This is a genomic window from Thauera butanivorans (assembly GCF_048398245.1).
Lineage (GTDB): Bacteria > Pseudomonadota > Gammaproteobacteria > Burkholderiales > Rhodocyclaceae > Thauera > Thauera butanivorans.
In genome coordinates this window covers 2,290,333-2,307,586 of sequence record NZ_CP183038.1, presented here as the reverse complement: position 1 = coordinate 2,307,586, position 17,254 = coordinate 2,290,333, and the positions used below count along the sequence as shown (strand labels likewise).

Genomic DNA, 17,254 nt, shown 5'->3' with positions numbered 1-17,254 from the left:
ATGAACGCCCCGACCTCTGCCACCCCCTCCCCAGTGACCTCCCCAGCCCCCCCCAAGAGCGCCTCTGCCGCCACGCGCGGCGACGCCCTCGGCGCCTTCCTGGAACAGGACTACACCGCCGGCTTCGAGACCCGGCTCGAAACCGATACCGTGCCCAAGGGCTTGTCCGAGGACGTCATCCGCATGATCTCGGCACGCAAGGGCGAGCCGGACTGGCTGCTCGACTGGCGGCTGGAGGCCTATCGCCGCTGGCTGACGATGGCGCCACCGACCTGGGCCGCGGTGAGCTTCCCGCCGGTCGATTTCCAGGACATCGTCTATTACTCCGCGCCGAAGTCGAAGAAGGACGGCCCGAAGAGCCTGGACGAAGTCGATCCCGAACTGCTGCGCACTTTCGAGAAGCTCGGCGTGCCGCTGCACGAGCGCGCACGGCTGGCGGGCGTGGCGGTGGATGCGGTGTTCGACTCCGTATCGGTCGCCACCACCTTCCAGAAGGAACTGGGCGAACACGGCATCGTCTTCTGCTCCTTCTCCGAGGCGGTGAAGAAGCACCCTGAACTGGTGCGGCAATACCTCGGCACCGTGGTGCCGCCGGGCGACAACTTCTATGCCGCGCTCAATTCGGCAGTGTTCTCGGACGGCTCCTTCGTCTTCATCCCCAAGGGCGTCAAGTGCCCGATGGAGCTGTCCACCTACTTCCGCATCAATGCGCGCGACACCGGCCAGTTCGAGCGCACGCTGATCATCGCCGAGGAAGGCGCGTCGGTCAGCTATCTGGAAGGCTGTACCGCGCCGATGCGCGACGAGAACCAGCTCCATGCCGCGGTGGTGGAGCTGATCGCGCTCGACGACGCCAAGATCAAGTACTCCACCGTGCAGAACTGGTACCCCGGCGACAAGGACGGCAAGGGCGGCATCTACAACTTCGTCACCAAGCGCGGCGACTGCCGCGGTGCCCGCTCGCACATTTCCTGGACCCAGGTCGAGACCGGCTCGGCGATCACCTGGAAATACCCGAGCGTGATCCTGCGCGGCGACGATTCGGTGGGCGATTTCCATTCGGTGGCGCTGACCAACAACCTGCAGCAGGCCGACACCGGCACCAAGATGATCCACATGGGCCGCAACACCCGCAGCACCATCCTCTCGAAGGGCATCTCGGCCGGCCGCGGCAGCAACACCTTCCGCGGCCTGGTGCGGGTCACGCCCAGGGCCGAAGGCGCGCGCAACTACACCCAGTGCGATTCGCTGCTGATTGGCGACCGCTGCGCGGCGCACACCTTCCCCACCATCGAGGCGCGCAACCCGACCGCCCATGTCGAGCACGAGGCCACCACCTCGCGCATCGGCGAAGACCAGTTGTTCTACGCGATGCAGCGCGGCATCAGCGCCGAGGATGCGGTATCGATGATCGTCAATGGCTTCTGCCGCGAGGTGTTCAAGGAATTGCCGATGGAGTTCGCGGTGGAAGCGCAGAAATTGCTGGGCGTGAGCCTCGAAGGCAGCGTCGGCTGAGTGAAACAGGGAGAAATGACATGCTGAAGATCGACAACCTGCACGCCGCGGTGGATGGCAAGGCCATCCTGAACGGCCTGGATCTCGAAGTGAAAGACGGCGAGGTGCACGCCATCATGGGCCCCAACGGTTCGGGCAAGAGCACGCTGGCCCAGGTGCTGGCCGGGCGCGACACTTTCGAAGTCACCGCCGGCAGCGTCGATTGGGACGGCACCGATCTGCTCTCACAGCCCGCCGAGGAACGCGCCCGCGCCGGGCTGTTCCTCGCCTTCCAGTACCCGGTCGAGATCCCCGGCGTCTCCAACGCCTATTTCCTGAAGGCGGCGGTCAATGCCATCCGCCGCCATCGCGGCCTGCCCGAATACGACGCGATGGACTTCCTGTCGCGGGTCAAGGCCGAGATGAAGGCCGTCGGAATGCGCGAGGAATTCCTCTACCGCTCGGTGAATGAAGGCTTTTCCGGCGGCGAGAAGAAGCGCAACGAAGTGCTGCAGATGGCGCTGCTGGAACCGAAGCTGGCGGTGCTGGACGAGACCGACTCGGGCCTGGACATCGACGCGCTGAAAGTGGTCGCCGAAGGCGTCAACCGCCTGCGCTCGCCCGAGCGCTCGATGATCGTCATCACCCACTACCAGCGCCTGCTCGACTACATCGTGCCCGACCGGGTGCACGTGCTGTCGAAAGGCCGCATCGTGCGCTCCGGCGGACGTGAACTGGCGCTGGAACTGGAACAGCACGGCTACGGCTGGATCGAAAGCGGAGCCGGCGCCGCGCAAGCCGCCGCGGGCGCGGCCGGAGGCTGAACCATGAATACCATCGATACCTGGGTCGCACGCCACCGCGAGCGCGCCGCCACGCTGCCGGGCGCCGCGCTGCCCTGGCTGACCGGCCGCCGCCGCGACGCGATCGACAGCTTTGCCGCCGCCGGCTGGCCGACCAGCCGGCTCGAAGCCTGGCGCCACACCTCGCTCGCCTTCCTCGACCAGCACCCGCTGGCGGCGCCGGAGGACGCGCCGCATCCAGCCACCACGCTGGCGGCGCTGCGCGCCGATTTCGACGACGGCGGCCACTGGCTGGTATTCGTCGACGGGCATTTCGAGCCGACACTGTCGGTGAGGCCGCCGCTGCCGGCGGGCGTCACGATCAGCGCCCTGTCCGAAGCCCTGGTCCGCCGGCCCGAGGCGGTCGAAGCCGCTTTCGGCAGCGCCGCAGGGGATGACACTGCCGTCGTGAGCAGCCCGTACGCGCTCAACCTCGCGCTGTGCAGCGACGGCGCCTTCGTCCATCTGGCACCCGGCACGGCGCTGGAGCAGCCGCTGCATCTGGTCTTCATCGGCGCCACCGGCGCGGCCGACAGCCACGTGCGCAACCTGATCTTGGCCGAAGCCAATGCCGAGGCCAATATCGTCGAACATCATCTCGGCGGCGGCGCCACGCTCGGCACCGTGGTCACCCGCGTGCAGGCAGCGCAGGATGCGCGCATCAGCCACATCAAGCTGCAGCAGCAGGACGAACAGAGCATCCACCTCGCCAGCATTGAGGCCGAGCAGGCGCGCGGTTCGCATTTCGCCACCCACTCGCTGTCCTTCGGCGCCAGGCTGGCGCGCAACGACATCCGCACCCGCTTCGACGGCGAAGGCTGCGAGACGCTGTTCAACGGCCTGTACCACGTCGATGGCCGGCGCCATGTAGACCACCACACGCTGATCGACCATGCCCGGCCGCACGGCACCAGCCGCGAGCACTATCGCGGCCTGGTGGACGGCAACGCCCGCGGCGTGTTCGCCGGCCGCATCATCGTCGCCCAGGACGCACAGCGCACCGACGCGGTGCAGCGCTGCGACAACCTGCTGCTGTCGAAGATGGCCGAAGCCGACGCCCGCCCCGAGCTGGAGATCTACGCCGACGACGTCAAATGCGCGCACGGCGCCACCGTGGGCCAGATCGACGACAACGCGCTGTTCTATCTGCGCACCCGCGGCGTGGACGAAACCCATGCGCGCCAGTTGCTGACCTACGCTTTCGCCGCCGAAGTGATCGAGCGCATCGCCCAGGACGCCTTGCGCCGCCACGCCCGCGCCACCCTGCTCGCCCGCCTGCCGGGCGGCGCCCTGCTGGAGGAACTGCTGTGAATTCCCCTGCCGACATCCACGCGGCGCAGCTCGACGTCACCGCCGACTTCCCGATCCTCGCCCGCAAGGTGCATGGCCGCCGGCTCGCCTATCTGGACAACGGCGCGACGACGCAGAAGCCGCTAGCCGTGATCGAAACCGAACGGCGCTTCTATCTGGAATCCAACGCCAACATCCACCGCGGCGTGCATTGGCTGTCGCAGCATGCGACCGAGCTGTACGACGACGCGCGGGTCACGGTGCAGCGCTTCATCAATGCCGCGAGCGCGGACGAGATCGTGTTCACCCGCGGTACCACCGAGGCCATCAACCTGGTCGCGCAGAGCTGGGGCCGCGCCGAACTGCGCGCTGGCGACGAGATCCTGATCACGGCGATGGAGCACCACTCCAACATCGTGCCCTGGCAGTTGCTGTGCGAGCAGACCGGCGCGGTGCTCAAGGTCGCGCCGGTCAGCGACGCCGGCGAGCTCGACCTCGACGCCTTCGACGCCTTGCTGAGCTCGGACACCCAGCTCGTCGCCATCACCCACGTGTCGAACGCGCTGGGCAGCATCAACCCGGTGGCCGAGCTCACCGCGCGTGCCCATTCCGCCGGTGCGCTGGTGCTGGTCGATGGCGCCCAGGCCGTGGCTCACCAGGCGGTGGATGTGCAGGCCATCGGCTGCGATTTCTACGCTTTCTCCGGCCACAAGCTGTACGGCCCGACCGGCATCGGTGCGCTCTACGCACGCAAGCCCATCCTGCAGGCGATGCCGCCCTGGCAAGGCGGCGGCGACATGATCCGCACCGTATCCTTCGAGCGCAGCACCTGGGCCGACGCCCCGCAGCGCTTCGAAGCCGGCACGCCGAACATCGCCGGCGCCATCGGCCTGGCCGCCGCGATCGACTACGTGCAGGGCATCGGCCTGGCGCACATCGCCGCCCACGAGCACGCCCTGCTCGACTACGCCACGGCAACGATCGGCACGCTGCCCGGGATACGGCTGGTGGGCACCGCCAGGGAGAAGGCAGGCATCCTGTCCTTCCTGGTCGACGGCATCCACCCGCACGACCTCGGCACCATCCTGGATGCCGAAGGCGTCGCGATCCGCGCCGGCCACCATTGCGCGATGCCGCTGATGACCCGCTTCGGCATTCCCGGCACCGCACGCGCCTCGCTGGCGATGTACAACACGCAAGCCGACGTCGACGCCCTGGCCGCCGCCATCGGCAAGGCCCAGAAACTGTTCGGAACCTGAAGGACGCCCCATGAACGACAGCGCCCCCGACCTGCGCGAGCTGTACCAGGAAGTCATCTTCGACCACAACCGGCAGCCGCGCAATTTCCACGCCATGGCCGATGCCGACCACCAGGCCGACGGCCACAACCCGCTGTGCGGCGACCAGCTCACGGTCTACCTGCGCATCGAGGACGGCGTGGTGAAGGACGTCAGCTTCGTCGGCCACGGCTGCGCGATTTCCACCGCCTCGGCCTCGCTGATGACCGAAGCGGTCAAGGGCAAGCCGGTGGCCGAAGTCGAAGCCTTGTTTCACGACTTCCACGCCCTGCTTACCGACGCCCCGCCCGACCGCGACTTCGGCAAGCTGGCGGTGCTGTCCGGCGTGCGCGAGTTTCCGGCGCGGGTGAAGTGCGCCACGCTGGCCTGGCATACCCTGCACAACGCGATCGTCGGCGCCCAGGAGCCGGCCCGCACCGAATGAGCGGAGACGACCATGGGTGAACGCTATGCCGAAACCGAATCCCGCGTGCTGGCGCGCGACTGCGACGCCGTCAGTGTGCCCTGGGGCCAGCCCGAGACCCTGCCCGAAGGCGCCTATGCGCTGGTGACGCAGCGCCTGGGCGGTTCGATCACGGTGATGTGCGGCGGCAACCTGTACCGCATCGCCGAACGCGACGCCGATGCGCTGGGGCTGGAACCCCAGCTCCCGCCGCCGATGCCCGCGCCGGCCGAAGGCGAAGTCGACGCCGCCGCCGTCGAGCAGAACGCCTGGAAAGTGCTGGCCACCTGCTACGACCCCGAAATTCCGATCGACATCGTCAATCTCGGCCTGGTCTATGGCTGCACCGCCGAGCCGCTGCCCGAAGGCGGCTTCCGCCTGGAAGTGCGCATGACGCTGACCGCGCCCGGCTGCGGCATGGGCACGCTGATCGCCGACGAGGCGCGCGAAAAGCTGCTCGAACTGCCGGGCGTGAAAGAGGCCAGCGTCGAGCTGGCCTGGGACCCGCCGTGGAGCCGGGAGATGATGAGCGAAGCGGCACGGCTGGAAATGGGGCTGTTCTGAGTCTTGCGAAAACAGGAGCGCCTTCCACTTTCGGACGGATTGATGAGAGTGCACACATCCCGTCGTGACACTCACGTGCCCATTGCCGCAATGCGGTCAGACCGGGAAGGGGAAGTCCCTTTCATTCAATGAACCCTGAGGCGGTTCGGCCTGCGTGTCGTTGCGCCTGACGATGGTGCCGGGCCTTTGGCCGATCACCTCGTGACGGGCATGGGCGGTTTCGCCGCCCGCCGATTTCCCCACAAGCATCGCGTCATTCGAGCTTCCCCTGCTCGAAGGGTGGCATATTCCGGGTGCAAGCCGACCCACCCGGAGTATGCCCTTAACCTTTTACTATATATCTCTCATATGTTACCGTTATCGCTTTTCATGGATCGATACGGGAGCCACGGCCATGAATCGTCTTCTGGTCGCCCACACGCCGCTGGGCGATGCGCTGTGGGCGGTGAGCCTGTCGGGCCGCGAGGCGCTGTCCTCGCTGTACCGCTTCACGGTGCGCTTCAAGTCCGAATCGCCCGAGCTGGACTGCCAGGCCATGATCGGCGAGCGCTGCGCCATCGAACTCGAAACCGACCGTCGCGGCCGGCGCTGGCTGTCGGGCCAGATGATCGACTTCGCCGCCGTCGGCCACGAAGGCCGGCACTGGGTCTATGAAACCACCCTCGCCCCGCGGCTGTGGCACGCCTCGCGCCGCGCCGACTTTCGCATCTGGCAGAACCAGAGCGTGCCCGACATCCTCTACCAGGTACTGGGCGAGAACGCGGTGCGCTTCGACATGCGGCTCAAGGCGCGCTACAAGCGCTGGACCTACCTGGTCCAATACCGCGAGACGGACCTGTCCTTCATCTGCCGCCAGCTCGAACACGAAGGCATCTTCTTCTGGTTCGAGCACGCGGCCGACGGCGAGACCCTGGTGCTGGCCGATCACCTGTCGGCCCACCCGGACTGCCCCGGCTACGCCACCGTGCCCTACTACAGCGGCGTGCAGACCCGCCCGGACCGCGACCACTTCGACGCCTGGCGCCTGACCCGGCGCGTCGAGACCGGCCGGCTCATCCACGCCGACTACGACTTCGAGCGCCCCTCGTCGGACCTGACCACCGAACACGCCGACCCGCGCGGCCACCTGTTCGACCACTACACCCGCTATCACTACCCCGGCGACTACCTCGACCCCGGCGACGGCGCCCAGTACGCCGCCAACACCCTCGAGCGGCTGCAGCGCCAGCAAGAGACCATTCACCTGTCGGGCCGCGTGCGCGGCGCCGCCCCGGGCCACCGGCTCACGCTCACCGGGCACCCGCGCGCCGACCAGAACCGCGAACTCACGCTCGTCGCCGTCAGCTACGACATCGCCGACAACGACTACGAAGGCGCCGCCGGCAGCACCGCCAGCCACTTCCACGTCGACGTCGAGGCGCTGCCCGCCGAGCGCCCCTTCCGCCCGCCGCTGGCCACGCCCAAGCCGCGCGCCCGCGGCGTCGAGACCGCGGTGGTGGTCGGCCCGCCGGGCGAAGAGATCCACACCGACGAATACGGCCGCGTCAAGGTGCATTTCCACTGGGACCGCTACGGCAAGAAGGACGGCACCGACACCTGCTGGATCCGGGTCGCCTCGCCCTGGGCGGGCAGCAACTTCGGCGCCATCCACATCCCGCGCATCGGCCAGGAAGTCATCGTCGACTTCGAGCACGGCGACCCGGACCGCCCGATCATCACCGGGCGCGTCTATAACGCCGAGCAGATGCCGCCCTGGTCGCTGCCGGCCAACCGCACCCAGTCGGGCATCCTGACCCGCTCGAGCAAGGGCGGCGCGGCCGGTGCCGGCCTGCGCGACGGCGCGGGCGACGCCAACGCGCTGCGCTTCGAGGACAAGAAGGGCGCCGAACAGGTCTGGTTCCACGCCCAGAAGGACGCTCTGACCGAGGTCGAGCACGACGAATCCAAGTGGGTCGGCAACGACCGGCGCAAGGAAATCGACCGCGACGAGTTCAACACCATCCACCGCGACCGCACCGAGGTCGTCGATCGCAACGAGAAGATCGACGTCCACGGCTGGCGCACCGAGACGGTCGATCTGGACGAGACGCTGACCGTGCACCAGAACCGGACCCGCACGGTCGATGGCAACGAAGCGCTCACCATCCACAAGAGCCGGACCAAGACCGTCGACAGGAACGAGACCGACCGCATCGGCAAGAACTGGTCGATCAAGGTCGGCAAGAACAAGACCGAGACCATCGCCATGGCCTACCTGCAGAACGTCGGCCTCGGGCGCATGGAGAACGTCGGCCTGGGCTACAGCCTGAACGTCGGCATGGCCATGAACACCCTCGTGGGGCTCAGCCAGACCAGCCAGATCGGCATCGACAAGACCACCACCGTGGGGCAGCACCTCACCTTGCAGGCGGGCGAATCCATCACCCTCAAGGTCGGCGCCTCCACCCTCGTCATGAAAGCCGACGGCACCATCACGATCAACGGCAAAAGCATCGATGTCGTCGGCAGCGAACACATCGGCCTCGACTCAGAGCGGATCGACATCAATTGACCATGAACGGCCCGGACAACACGCTTCCCGCCCCCCTGGCGAGCGCCCCGCTGCCGGAGGTGAGCAACCACACCCCCTGGCCGAGTCAGTATTTCCAGCATGTCGACCCGCAGGGCGAGCTCTTCCACGTCATGGTGTGCCGGACGACCTACAGCCTGCGCACGCTGGACGCCGGCGCGGGCGCCGTCCCCGTGCCGGAACTGCTTCCACCCGAAGAACAGGCCCCGCTGTGCGAATCGGACGAATTCCGCCTTGGCGTCAACACCTCCAGCCTCATCCAGGAGAGCGACTACGCACCGTACAAACCCAAGTGCGACGTCCTCGTCGTCAACGCGCACGCCTACAGCCCCGGCGGCAGACCCAAGGATCGCTGGGCGGTCGGCTTCGCCTTCGGCAATGCGATTTACAAGGTCCTCCAGGTCACCGGCCCGCGCCACCAGAAAAAGGGGATGCTGGGCTGGTCGCTCACCGCACCCGAGCCCGCCACGCAAGTTCCCATCCTCTACGAGCTGGCCTGCGGCGGCCCCAATTCCATCGCCCTCCAGAACGTACTGGAACGGCTCGAAGATGCCCCGGGCCTGAGTGAAGCGGACAGGGACAAGGTTGCCCGCGCCCTGGCGCGCATGCCCGCCTACGACGCGGTCAATCCCATCGGCTGCGGCCGTAATCCAGCACAGGTGCTCGAGGCGGTTGGCATGGTCCGCGACGTGCAGCACCCGTCCGCGCCCGATTGGGAACAAGTCGAAGCGGCCCTGCACCTAGCACCGCAAATCGAGCTACCCGACAAGCCATTCAAGGGCCAGGACGACTATCCGGCACTGGGGCTGGGACCGATCGGCCGCTGGTGGCAACCCCGGCTCAAGCTGGCCGGCACGCACGACGAGACCTGGAAAGCCACGCAGTGGCCGAAGTCGCCGCTCGACCACGACTATCGCTACTGGAACTGCGCGCCCCAGGATCAACAGATCGACTATCCCCAGGGCGGCGAAATCATCGCGCTGGCCAATCTGACGCCAGACCCGCCCGCCAACGGCGGCGGCATCCGCTTCGCCCTGCCCCGGCAAGACCTGCAGTTGCTGTTGCGCCTGCAGGCCGGTCCGCTGTTGTTCGCACCGATGCACATCGACACGGTCATCATCGATCCAACAGCCGCCACCCTTTCGGTGGTTCGCCGTGCCACGGTCAGCGCGCGCACCGGAGTACGGGCACTCGAACTCGGTACCTGGCCGCCAGGCACACAGGCGTATTACACACCGGAGACGGCGCATGGCCGATGAGAACATCGTCTCCAAGGATGGCCGCTTCCGTCTGGTCAGCCTGGCACCCGACGTGTGCATCACTCCCAGCAAGAAAGGCTCTCCGGTGCCCTACCCCATCACCCATACGATGGACCAGAGCCAGCAGTGCTCGCCGAACGTCTTCCTGCAGGGCAAGCCCGTCTATCTGCACAACGAGAGCTTCGTCGATAAGGTCAAGGGCGACGAACCCGGCGCGGGCAAAGGCGTCGTCTCGGGCACGCATACCACCATCAGCCACAACATCGACAAGAGCAGCAACGTCTTTGTCAATGGCCAGCCCATCGTGCGTACCGGCGATTCGGTATGGATGAACTGGGAGAGCATCAGCCCTGCAGCACCGAGCCCCAAGACGCCCGTCTCCAGTGGCCTGGGTGAATCTGTTGATGACTTGGTAGACAAGTCGCCAACACTCAAGGCAGATATCGAGAAGCTCAAGGAAAACGGCTGGAAAATTGAATATGGGCCACCAGGAGAAGGCAGCTATGCTGACCCCGCCAATCCGAATGGGCCGCAAATAATTCTCGACGGTAATCTCCAAGATGATCCGAAACAGGCCGTACAAGTGCTGTCCCATGAAGTAGGGCACGCCACCTACACCTATACTCCCGACTTCAGTTCCAAGGCCGCCTACGTCAATGGGGCCTTGGCTGACGAGGGCGCGGCCACGATGAAAAACATCCAGATTCAGCGGGAAATCCTGGCCAATGGCGGGCCAGACATCGGCATAGCCGGTAACCCTACCAATCATGCTAGCTACAACGCCACCTACGAAGCCTATCTAAAGACGGGTGACGGTGCCGCCGCACGACAAAGCATCGGCAATATCTTTGGCAGCGGGGAACAAACCTCCACAACGGGTCAGACCTATTCCGACTACTACGGATCGTGGTATGACGAAACATATGGCGCGAAAAAATGAAAGGACTTTCAATTATGTTGCTATGGACTCTCATCGAGACAATTTCACAGTTCAACCCAAGTACAAAAATCAGCGAGATATCAGGCAGCATGAACATAGAACTGAGAAAAAATGAAGAAAGCCATGGAAATATAGGATACATATCCAAAATTGACATAACCCAAGACAAAAAATCGCAAGGCGAAATTTCATTTTTATACGGAGCGGACGGCAACCTCGCATCTGTTTCAATGAATTTATCCGGCCTATGCATAACAAAATCAGAAATAGAATACCAGCTCGGAGATTTCTCTTTTATTATTCCGCCAAGAAGCCCAGCCCCTGGTGCGTCGACATATTTTGGGAAAGAAATAAACAATAAAGTTTTTTTATTTTCTTTCAAGAATGCATCCCCTGATTGTCTCAACGGTTTTGGCGTGAATTTCCGGAAAAATATAGCGGATTACGAACCGTATAGAAGGGCCAGGCGATGACCACAACATCCTGGGCCTTATCGCTGGCTCACGGTGTCGTGGTCGGCATCCTCGAAGTTCGTCAATCTCCCCCCTCCAACCCGGTACCCAACGCCCATATCACACGCGAAGCCAAGATAGCCGACCAACGTCTGGCGTTGGGATTCAAGTGGAGCGTCCCGGATTGCTTGGCGAGCATTGCGCTGCAAAACACCTGACACCGGCAGCCTCGTCACATCAACCTCATGGCAACTCGGCCCAAACTACCCAACACCGGCTCCTCCTCCGCACACGCGGCCAAGGTGCGCCCCAACCACTATCCGTCCCCGGGGCCAATGGGCAATACCCAAGGGATCATCGTCCCCGATACCGGGCCGAATCCGCACGGCAACAGCGCACCGCCCATCCAGGCCACCGCCAAGGAAACCGGCTGGTGGGGGCGCTGGGGCAGCGCCGTCACCCACGGGGTGCTCGACGTCGTCGGCCTCATCCCGGTGGTCGGTGAGATAGCTGACGGGGCCAATGCGTTGATCTATCTGGCCGAGGGTGACACAGTCAACGCCGCCCTGAGCGCAGCGGCGATGGTGCCCGGGCTGGGCATGGCCGCCACCGGCGCCAAGGTCGGCAAGCGGGCTGTCGGCGCCGCCGTCGAGGGCACTGGCAAGGCTGTCGGCAAAGAGACCGCCCAGCAGGCATCCCAGCGGGGGGCAAAGAAGACTCAAGGGAGCGGTGGCGGGAAGGATAGGGGGAAACCGAGAGGGAAGCTGAAATGTGGCCAGCATGGTTCATATGGTGACTTGAAAAAACAGTCTGGCGATGGCAAATTTGATAGGGATCACATTCCGTCGAAAGCGGCACTACTTGAACGTGCCAAGCAGTTGAATGATGGCGAAAAATTAACTCCTGCGCAGACAAAAGCAATCACTGACTGGGGAGATGCGATCTCCATCCCAAGAGAAGCGCATCAGAAATACAGTCCTACCTTTGGTGGAAGAAACAATCCAGCAGCAGATGCTAAAGATCTAGCAGCAGCAGCCAAACGGGATGTGGAGAAAATGCTAGATCACATCGGTGAGTATGATGCGGATGGTGGATGTAAGAAGGCGTACAAGCAAGCAAGTAAAAAAATTACAAACATGACCAACGCAGATTACGCAAGAGAGTTGGAAAAATTGCTTAAATCGAAATAAGAGGTTGTCATGACAATTTTTGATTATGTCGAATATCTGGGGCTGTATTATGGCGAAGCGCCCTTGCAACCACTCCTGACTGAGTTGGAGTTGACCAAGGCGCCGAAACTCGCGAGAGGCGACTCAACCACCTACTTATCAGCAAAAAAAAAGGGGGTCGAGTTGTGTTTCGATGAAGAGCGCTCTGTAAAAATTACGGGGAAGCAGTTTCCTGAAGGTGCCCTAGTGCTTTCGAACATCCGGTTTTATGGAAAGGACAACCCCGGGTATGGCGTCTACAGCGGATGCATTTTCCTAGGCATCACCATGGACTCAACAAGGTTAGACGTACTTCACGTCCTCGGCGCTCCGGACTCTCGTAAATTTTATTCAGACAAGGAAGAACTTCCCCTCGGCGAGAATGAGTGGAAAATGCGTTGGGACCGGACGGATCATTGTATTTTCTTTACCTTCAATGAGGATGGCTCGATCTCGAATATGTCCATTCAGCTCCCACTCGACCAAGCATGAATCTGACAGCAGATTTCGGCGAGGCAGCCGACTCTCCACGGATGGAGGAGATATTTCGCCAGCTCAATACACTGAGGCGGCCGCAGCTACCGGATGACGACCCGTACATTTTTTACGATTGGGTGCTGGTACGCCGCCAAGGATTAGAGTTGGGTTTCGTGGAGGAAAATTACCACCTTGGCAAGGCGAAACATCTCTGGGGTACAGGGCAGTTGCTGTTTGTCCAAGCCTATTACTACGCCGGGTTCGACGATGTCCAATGTTGCGAAATCCTGATGCCATATGGCCTGAGTTGGAAAGACAGCCGGGAAAAAGTACGCGGCCGCATGGCCGGAGCAGCAGCCACGCTGCATAGCAGTTCCATCAGCGATACCTGGGATGTACCCGAAGGCTATCGGCTAACTGTCACCTACGGCGGTAACCCAATACACGCCGAGCGAATGGTTTGCCAACAGGTTCCCGTACCACTTCGCCCATCTCAGCCAGTGAGCCCTCCAAACCTTGACCAGATTATCGTTCACTGGGGGCATTCAGTAACGCAAACCGATTGGCGAGCGCTATGGAGTCATTGGCTGGATGATAATGCAATCAAGCAAGGTAGTGATAGCGGAGAGATCGATCTAGCCGATAGTTTTGGCGTAACTTTGCATGTTGAGCCGGATGATGGCGCCCCTCTGTTGAGGGCCATCACCCTGCATGGCAATCGCGATGCAAATGCTGTAGGGTGGCGAGGTAAGTTGCCACAGGGACTGGATTTCGAGGACAGCCCGAACATCCTATTCCAGAAAATCCAGGAGCAGCCGATTAGTACATCGCAAGGAAAAATTACCGGACATGCTGTCTGGAATTTTCACGACTACACGCTGCACGTTCTCTACAGTTGTGTGGACAATCGCCTGATGAGGGTCAAATTGATCGCTCCTGGCATTTGGAAGCCCATCGAGGATTACTGAGTCTGTACCTGAACATTCTGCTGCAAATCACCGAGACTCTGGTGTAGTGCTCCCTTTTGACCTCTTTAACAATCTGGAATATTTCAAAAGCCCTCGCTTGTCATAGGCCAAGCGGGGATTTCACCTGTCCTTCATCTGCCGCCAGCTCGAACACGAAGGCATCTTCTTCTGGTTCGAGCACGCGGCCGACGGCGAGACCCTGGTGCTGGCCGACCACCTGTCGGCCCACCCGGACTGCCCCGGCTACGCCACCGTGCCCTACTACAGCGGCGTGCAGACCCGCCCGGACCGCGACCACTTCGACGCCTGGCGCCTGACCCGGCGCGTCGAGACCGGCCGGCTCATCCACGCCGACTACGACTTCGAGCGCCCCTCGTCGGACCTGACCACCGAACACGCCGACCCGCGCGGCCACCTGTTCGACCACTACACCCGCTATCACTACCCCGGCGACTACCTCGACCCCGGCGACGGCGCCCAGTACGCCGCCAACACCCTCGAGCGGCTGCAGCGCCAGCAAGAGACCATTCACCTGTCGGGCCGCGTGCGCGGCGCCGCCCCGGGCCACCGGCTCACGCTCACCGGGCACCCGCGCGCCGACCAGAACCGCGAACTCACGCTCGTCGCCGTCAGCTACGACATCGCCGACAACGACTACGAAGGCGCCGCCGGCAGCACCGCCAGCCACTTCCACGTCGACGTCGAGGCGCTGCCCGCCGAGCGCCCCTTCCGCCCGCCGCTGGCCACGCCCAAGCCGCGCGCCCGCGGCGTCGAGACCGCGGTGGTGGTCGGCCCGCCGGGCGAAGAGATCCACACCGACGAATACGGCCGCGTCAAGGTGCATTTCCACTGGGACCGCTACGGCAAGAAGGACGGCACCGACACCTGCTGGATCCGGGTCGCCTCGCCCTGGGCGGGCAGCAACTTCGGCGCCATCCACATCCCGCGCATCGGCCAGGAAGTCATCGTCGACTTCGAGCACGGCGACCCGGACCGCCCGATCATCACCGGGCGCGTCTATAACGCCGAGCAGATGCCGCCCTGGTCGCTGCCGGCCAACCGCACCCAGTCGGGCATCCTGACCCGCTCGAGCAAGGGCGGCGCGGCCGGTGCCGGCCTGCGCGACGGCGCGGGCGACGCCAACGCGCTGCGCTTCGAGGACAAGAAGGGCGCCGAACAGGTCTGGTTCCACGCCCAGAAGGACGCTCTGACCGAGGTCGAGCACGACGAATCCAAGTGGGTCGGCAACGACCGGCGCAAGGAAATCGACCGCGACGAGTTCAACACCATCCACCGCGACCGCACCGAGGTCGTCGATCGCAACGAGAAGATCGACGTCCACGGCTGGCGCACCGAGACGGTCGATCTGGACGAGACGCTGACCGTGCACCAGAACCGGACCCGCACGGTCGATGGCAACGAAGCGCTCACCATCCACAAGAGCCGGACCAAGACCGTCGACAGGAACGAGACCGACCGCATCGGCAAGAACTGGTCGATCAAGGTCGGCAAGAACAAGACCGAGACCATCGCCATGGCCTACCTGCAGAACGTCGGCCTCGGGCGCATGGAGAACGTCGGCCTGGGCTACAGCCTGAACGTCGGCATGGCCATGAACACCCTCGTGGGGCTCAGCCAGACCAGCCAGATCGGCATCGACAAGACCACCACCGTGGGGCAGCACCTCACCTTGCAGGCGGGCGAGTCCATCACCCTCAAGGTCGGCGCCTCCACCCTCGTCATGAAAGCCGACGGCACCATCACGATCAACGGCAAGAGCATTCTTACCGATGCATCTGACGACATACAAACGACTGCTGGCGGAGAAATACGCCTCAAAGCATCCGAAATCCATCAAAACTAGTGCCACTCATGACGGCCTCGACTCAAACGATGCTTGGCGCAGAAACCTTGAGCCGCCTTGCCGATCAGTACTTCGACCGCCTCGGTCTGGACTGGCGCAGGCGGGGGCGCATGCTGGACAGTCGCGATGCCGATTTCCTGGCACTTAAAAAAACAGACGCACGTATGCTCGCCGCAGCCGAGGCATTCACCCATCTTGGCTCCTCATCCGTCGGCCAGACCCATCAGCGGATGGCCGACCCTCTAACGGCGCGTGATCTGTTTGCCGCAACGATTCAAGCGGTCAGCACTCAGGAGAGCAGCCTGTTTGCGGCATGCATGGCAGTCGCCGGCACACAGCCAAGCATGGGTACGGCTTTTCTGGAAGCCGCCGACTGGTGCGCCACGATGTCGCCCGAAGCGACCGAGCATGCTTGGCGCAGCTTCAAGCCCGACGGCGTCATCTCGGACATCCATCTTCTTTTTGCCCTCGCCAGCCTGCGTTCTACCCCACGTGCACAATCCGCGCACGTGTGGGCAAAACCTCTGCTCGATATCGCCATCGAGCGTCACACCGCGCTAGCCTACTCGCTGGACTTGGCACGCTTGCATGGATGGCCCCAATGGGACGTACAAGCAGAACATGCACTGACCCATGGCGACACGTCGGTACGTGCTGCAGCAGTCCGTTTCCTGCTGGTGCGCGGGTCATCGCGCCAGCGGCAAGCAGCCTGCCACACAGGTTCAGCAATTGCGTGTGACGCAAACCCGCAGGGCAACACGCTCGTCGGCCCCCTGATTCTCGAAAACAACCAGGCTGCATCTCAGATTCTCACAATCCTGCAGCGCAATCCAATGCTGCAGAACCGTTTTACCGAGGCTCTCGCATGGTCTGGCATGGCTCGTGCAATCGATTGGCTGATCCCGATGCTGGACCAAGCTGTGCATGCTCGCCATGCAGCAGAAGCCATCACACTACTGACTGGATCAGATCCGCGCCATGACGCTTGGCTGGCAGCATCACCTGACACCTCTTCGCTTGCCGATCACGCACTTCCCCACGATCGCTCCGAGCGCGACTCGCCTTGGCCGGATAAGCACGGCTTCGAATCATGGTGGATGAACAACCGGAAGAACTTTGATCCGGAGCGGCGATACTTGCTCGGTCGTGAAGTGGATCGCATGCATCTCCTTCAACTATTGCACTCCGCGCCATTGCGCTGGCGCCCCATGATTGCGTGGCACCTTCAACGGCTCGACCCTGATTGCGTGCTGATCACAGATCTGCCCGCTTCGACCCAGTGCGCCTATCTGTCCCGATTTACGGAATCCTGCTCATGAACGATCTTGAACTGATCCTGCCCGACTCACTGCTGACGGAGCGCCGCGACCCAGCCGCCACCCCCAACGGGGTTACCGAATCTCCCACGGTTGAAGAAGAAGGAGAGGTCGTGATCGATGCCCGCCACCGCATTGTTCTGCGCTGCGGCAAATCCAGTCTGACGCTCCACGCCAACGGAAAAATCGTGTTGCGCGGCGAATACATCCTCACCGAAGCCGAAGACGTCAACCGCATCGCCGGCGGACGGATCGAACTGAACTGACCGAG

General features: G+C 63.3%; 17 protein-coding genes. All 17 read left to right on the top strand.

The window, feature by feature from the left end:
* The 17 genes from sufB to ACNQFN_RS11115 all read left to right on the top strand — a co-directional run bounded on the left by sufB (window position 1) and on the right by ACNQFN_RS11115 (window position 17,249).
* Entirely contained in the window at window positions 1-1,515 is a 1,515-nt protein-coding gene (gene sufB / locus ACNQFN_RS11195; protein ID WP_418648828.1) for a Fe-S cluster assembly protein SufB, read from the top strand.
* 20 nt (window positions 1,516-1,535) lie between these two features.
* Entirely contained in the window at window positions 1,536-2,318 is a 783-nt protein-coding gene (gene sufC, locus ACNQFN_RS11190) for a Fe-S cluster assembly ATPase SufC (RefSeq protein WP_418648827.1), read from the top strand.
* A 3-nt stretch (window positions 2,319-2,321) separates the two neighbouring features.
* Entirely contained in the window at window positions 2,322-3,647 is a 1,326-nt protein-coding gene (sufD, locus tag ACNQFN_RS11185; RefSeq protein ID WP_418648826.1) for a Fe-S cluster assembly protein SufD, read from the top strand.
* Window positions 3,644-4,885: a cysteine desulfurase gene (locus tag ACNQFN_RS11180; RefSeq protein WP_418648825.1), complete on the top strand. Its 1,242-nt coding sequence runs from the start codon at window positions 3,644-3,646 to the stop codon at window positions 4,883-4,885. The genes sufD and ACNQFN_RS11180 overlap by 4 nt, the downstream gene beginning before the upstream one ends.
* Window positions 4,886-4,895: 10 nt before the next feature.
* Complete coding sequence (sufU, locus tag ACNQFN_RS11175) at window positions 4,896-5,348, top strand: Fe-S cluster assembly sulfur transfer protein SufU (protein WP_068637704.1); 453 nt, start codon at window positions 4,896-4,898, stop codon at window positions 5,346-5,348.
* A 12-nt stretch (window positions 5,349-5,360) separates the two neighbouring features.
* Window positions 5,361-5,930 carry a putative Fe-S cluster assembly protein SufT gene (sufT, locus tag ACNQFN_RS11170; RefSeq protein WP_068637700.1) on the top strand — a complete coding sequence of 190 codons (570 nt, stop codon included), beginning with the start codon at window positions 5,361-5,363 and terminating at the stop codon, window positions 5,928-5,930.
* Window positions 5,931-6,324: 394 nt separating this feature from the next.
* Entirely contained in the window at window positions 6,325-8,481 is a 2,157-nt protein-coding gene (locus tag ACNQFN_RS11165) for a type VI secretion system Vgr family protein (RefSeq protein ID WP_418648824.1), read from the top strand.
* Window positions 8,482-8,483: 2 nt separating this feature from the next.
* Window positions 8,484-9,758 carry a DUF2169 family type VI secretion system accessory protein gene (locus ACNQFN_RS11160; RefSeq protein ID WP_418648823.1) on the top strand — a complete coding sequence of 425 codons (1,275 nt, stop codon included), beginning with the start codon at window positions 8,484-8,486 and terminating at the stop codon, window positions 9,756-9,758.
* Window positions 9,748-10,698 (top strand): DUF4150 domain-containing protein, encoded by a 951-nt coding sequence (locus ACNQFN_RS11155; protein ID WP_418648822.1) that lies wholly within the window; start codon window positions 9,748-9,750, stop codon window positions 10,696-10,698. Before ACNQFN_RS11160 ends, ACNQFN_RS11155 begins: the two co-directional genes overlap by 11 nt.
* Window positions 10,695-11,171: a hypothetical protein gene (locus tag ACNQFN_RS11150; protein WP_418648821.1), complete on the top strand. Its 477-nt coding sequence runs from the start codon at window positions 10,695-10,697 to the stop codon at window positions 11,169-11,171. Before ACNQFN_RS11155 ends, ACNQFN_RS11150 begins: the two co-directional genes overlap by 4 nt.
* A complete protein-coding gene (locus ACNQFN_RS11145; protein WP_418648820.1) occupies window positions 11,168-11,368 on the top strand; it encodes a hypothetical protein in 201 nt (66 codons plus the stop codon). The genes ACNQFN_RS11150 and ACNQFN_RS11145 overlap by 4 nt, the downstream gene beginning before the upstream one ends.
* 117 nt (window positions 11,369-11,485) lie before the next feature.
* Entirely contained in the window at window positions 11,486-12,340 is an 855-nt protein-coding gene (locus ACNQFN_RS11140) for a hypothetical protein (protein WP_418648819.1), read from the top strand.
* A gap of 9 nt (window positions 12,341-12,349) precedes the next feature.
* Complete coding sequence (locus tag ACNQFN_RS11135; protein ID WP_418648818.1) at window positions 12,350-12,850, top strand: hypothetical protein; 501 nt, start codon at window positions 12,350-12,352, stop codon at window positions 12,848-12,850.
* The gene (locus tag ACNQFN_RS11130) at window positions 12,847-13,803 is read left to right on the top strand and encodes a hypothetical protein (protein WP_418648817.1); all 957 of its coding nucleotides are present in this window, start codon (window positions 12,847-12,849) and stop codon (window positions 13,801-13,803) included. Before ACNQFN_RS11135 ends, ACNQFN_RS11130 begins: the two co-directional genes overlap by 4 nt.
* A gap of 124 nt (window positions 13,804-13,927) precedes the next feature.
* A complete protein-coding gene (locus ACNQFN_RS11125) occupies window positions 13,928-15,667 on the top strand; it encodes a type VI secretion system Vgr family protein (RefSeq protein WP_418648916.1) in 1,740 nt (579 codons plus the stop codon).
* A gap of 8 nt (window positions 15,668-15,675) precedes the next feature.
* Window positions 15,676-16,986: a hypothetical protein gene (locus ACNQFN_RS11120; protein ID WP_418648816.1), complete on the top strand. Its 1,311-nt coding sequence runs from the start codon at window positions 15,676-15,678 to the stop codon at window positions 16,984-16,986.
* A complete protein-coding gene (locus tag ACNQFN_RS11115) occupies window positions 16,983-17,249 on the top strand; it encodes a hypothetical protein (protein WP_418648815.1) in 267 nt (88 codons plus the stop codon). The genes ACNQFN_RS11120 and ACNQFN_RS11115 overlap by 4 nt, the downstream gene beginning before the upstream one ends.
* The last annotated feature ends 5 nt before the right edge of the window (window positions 17,250-17,254 follow it).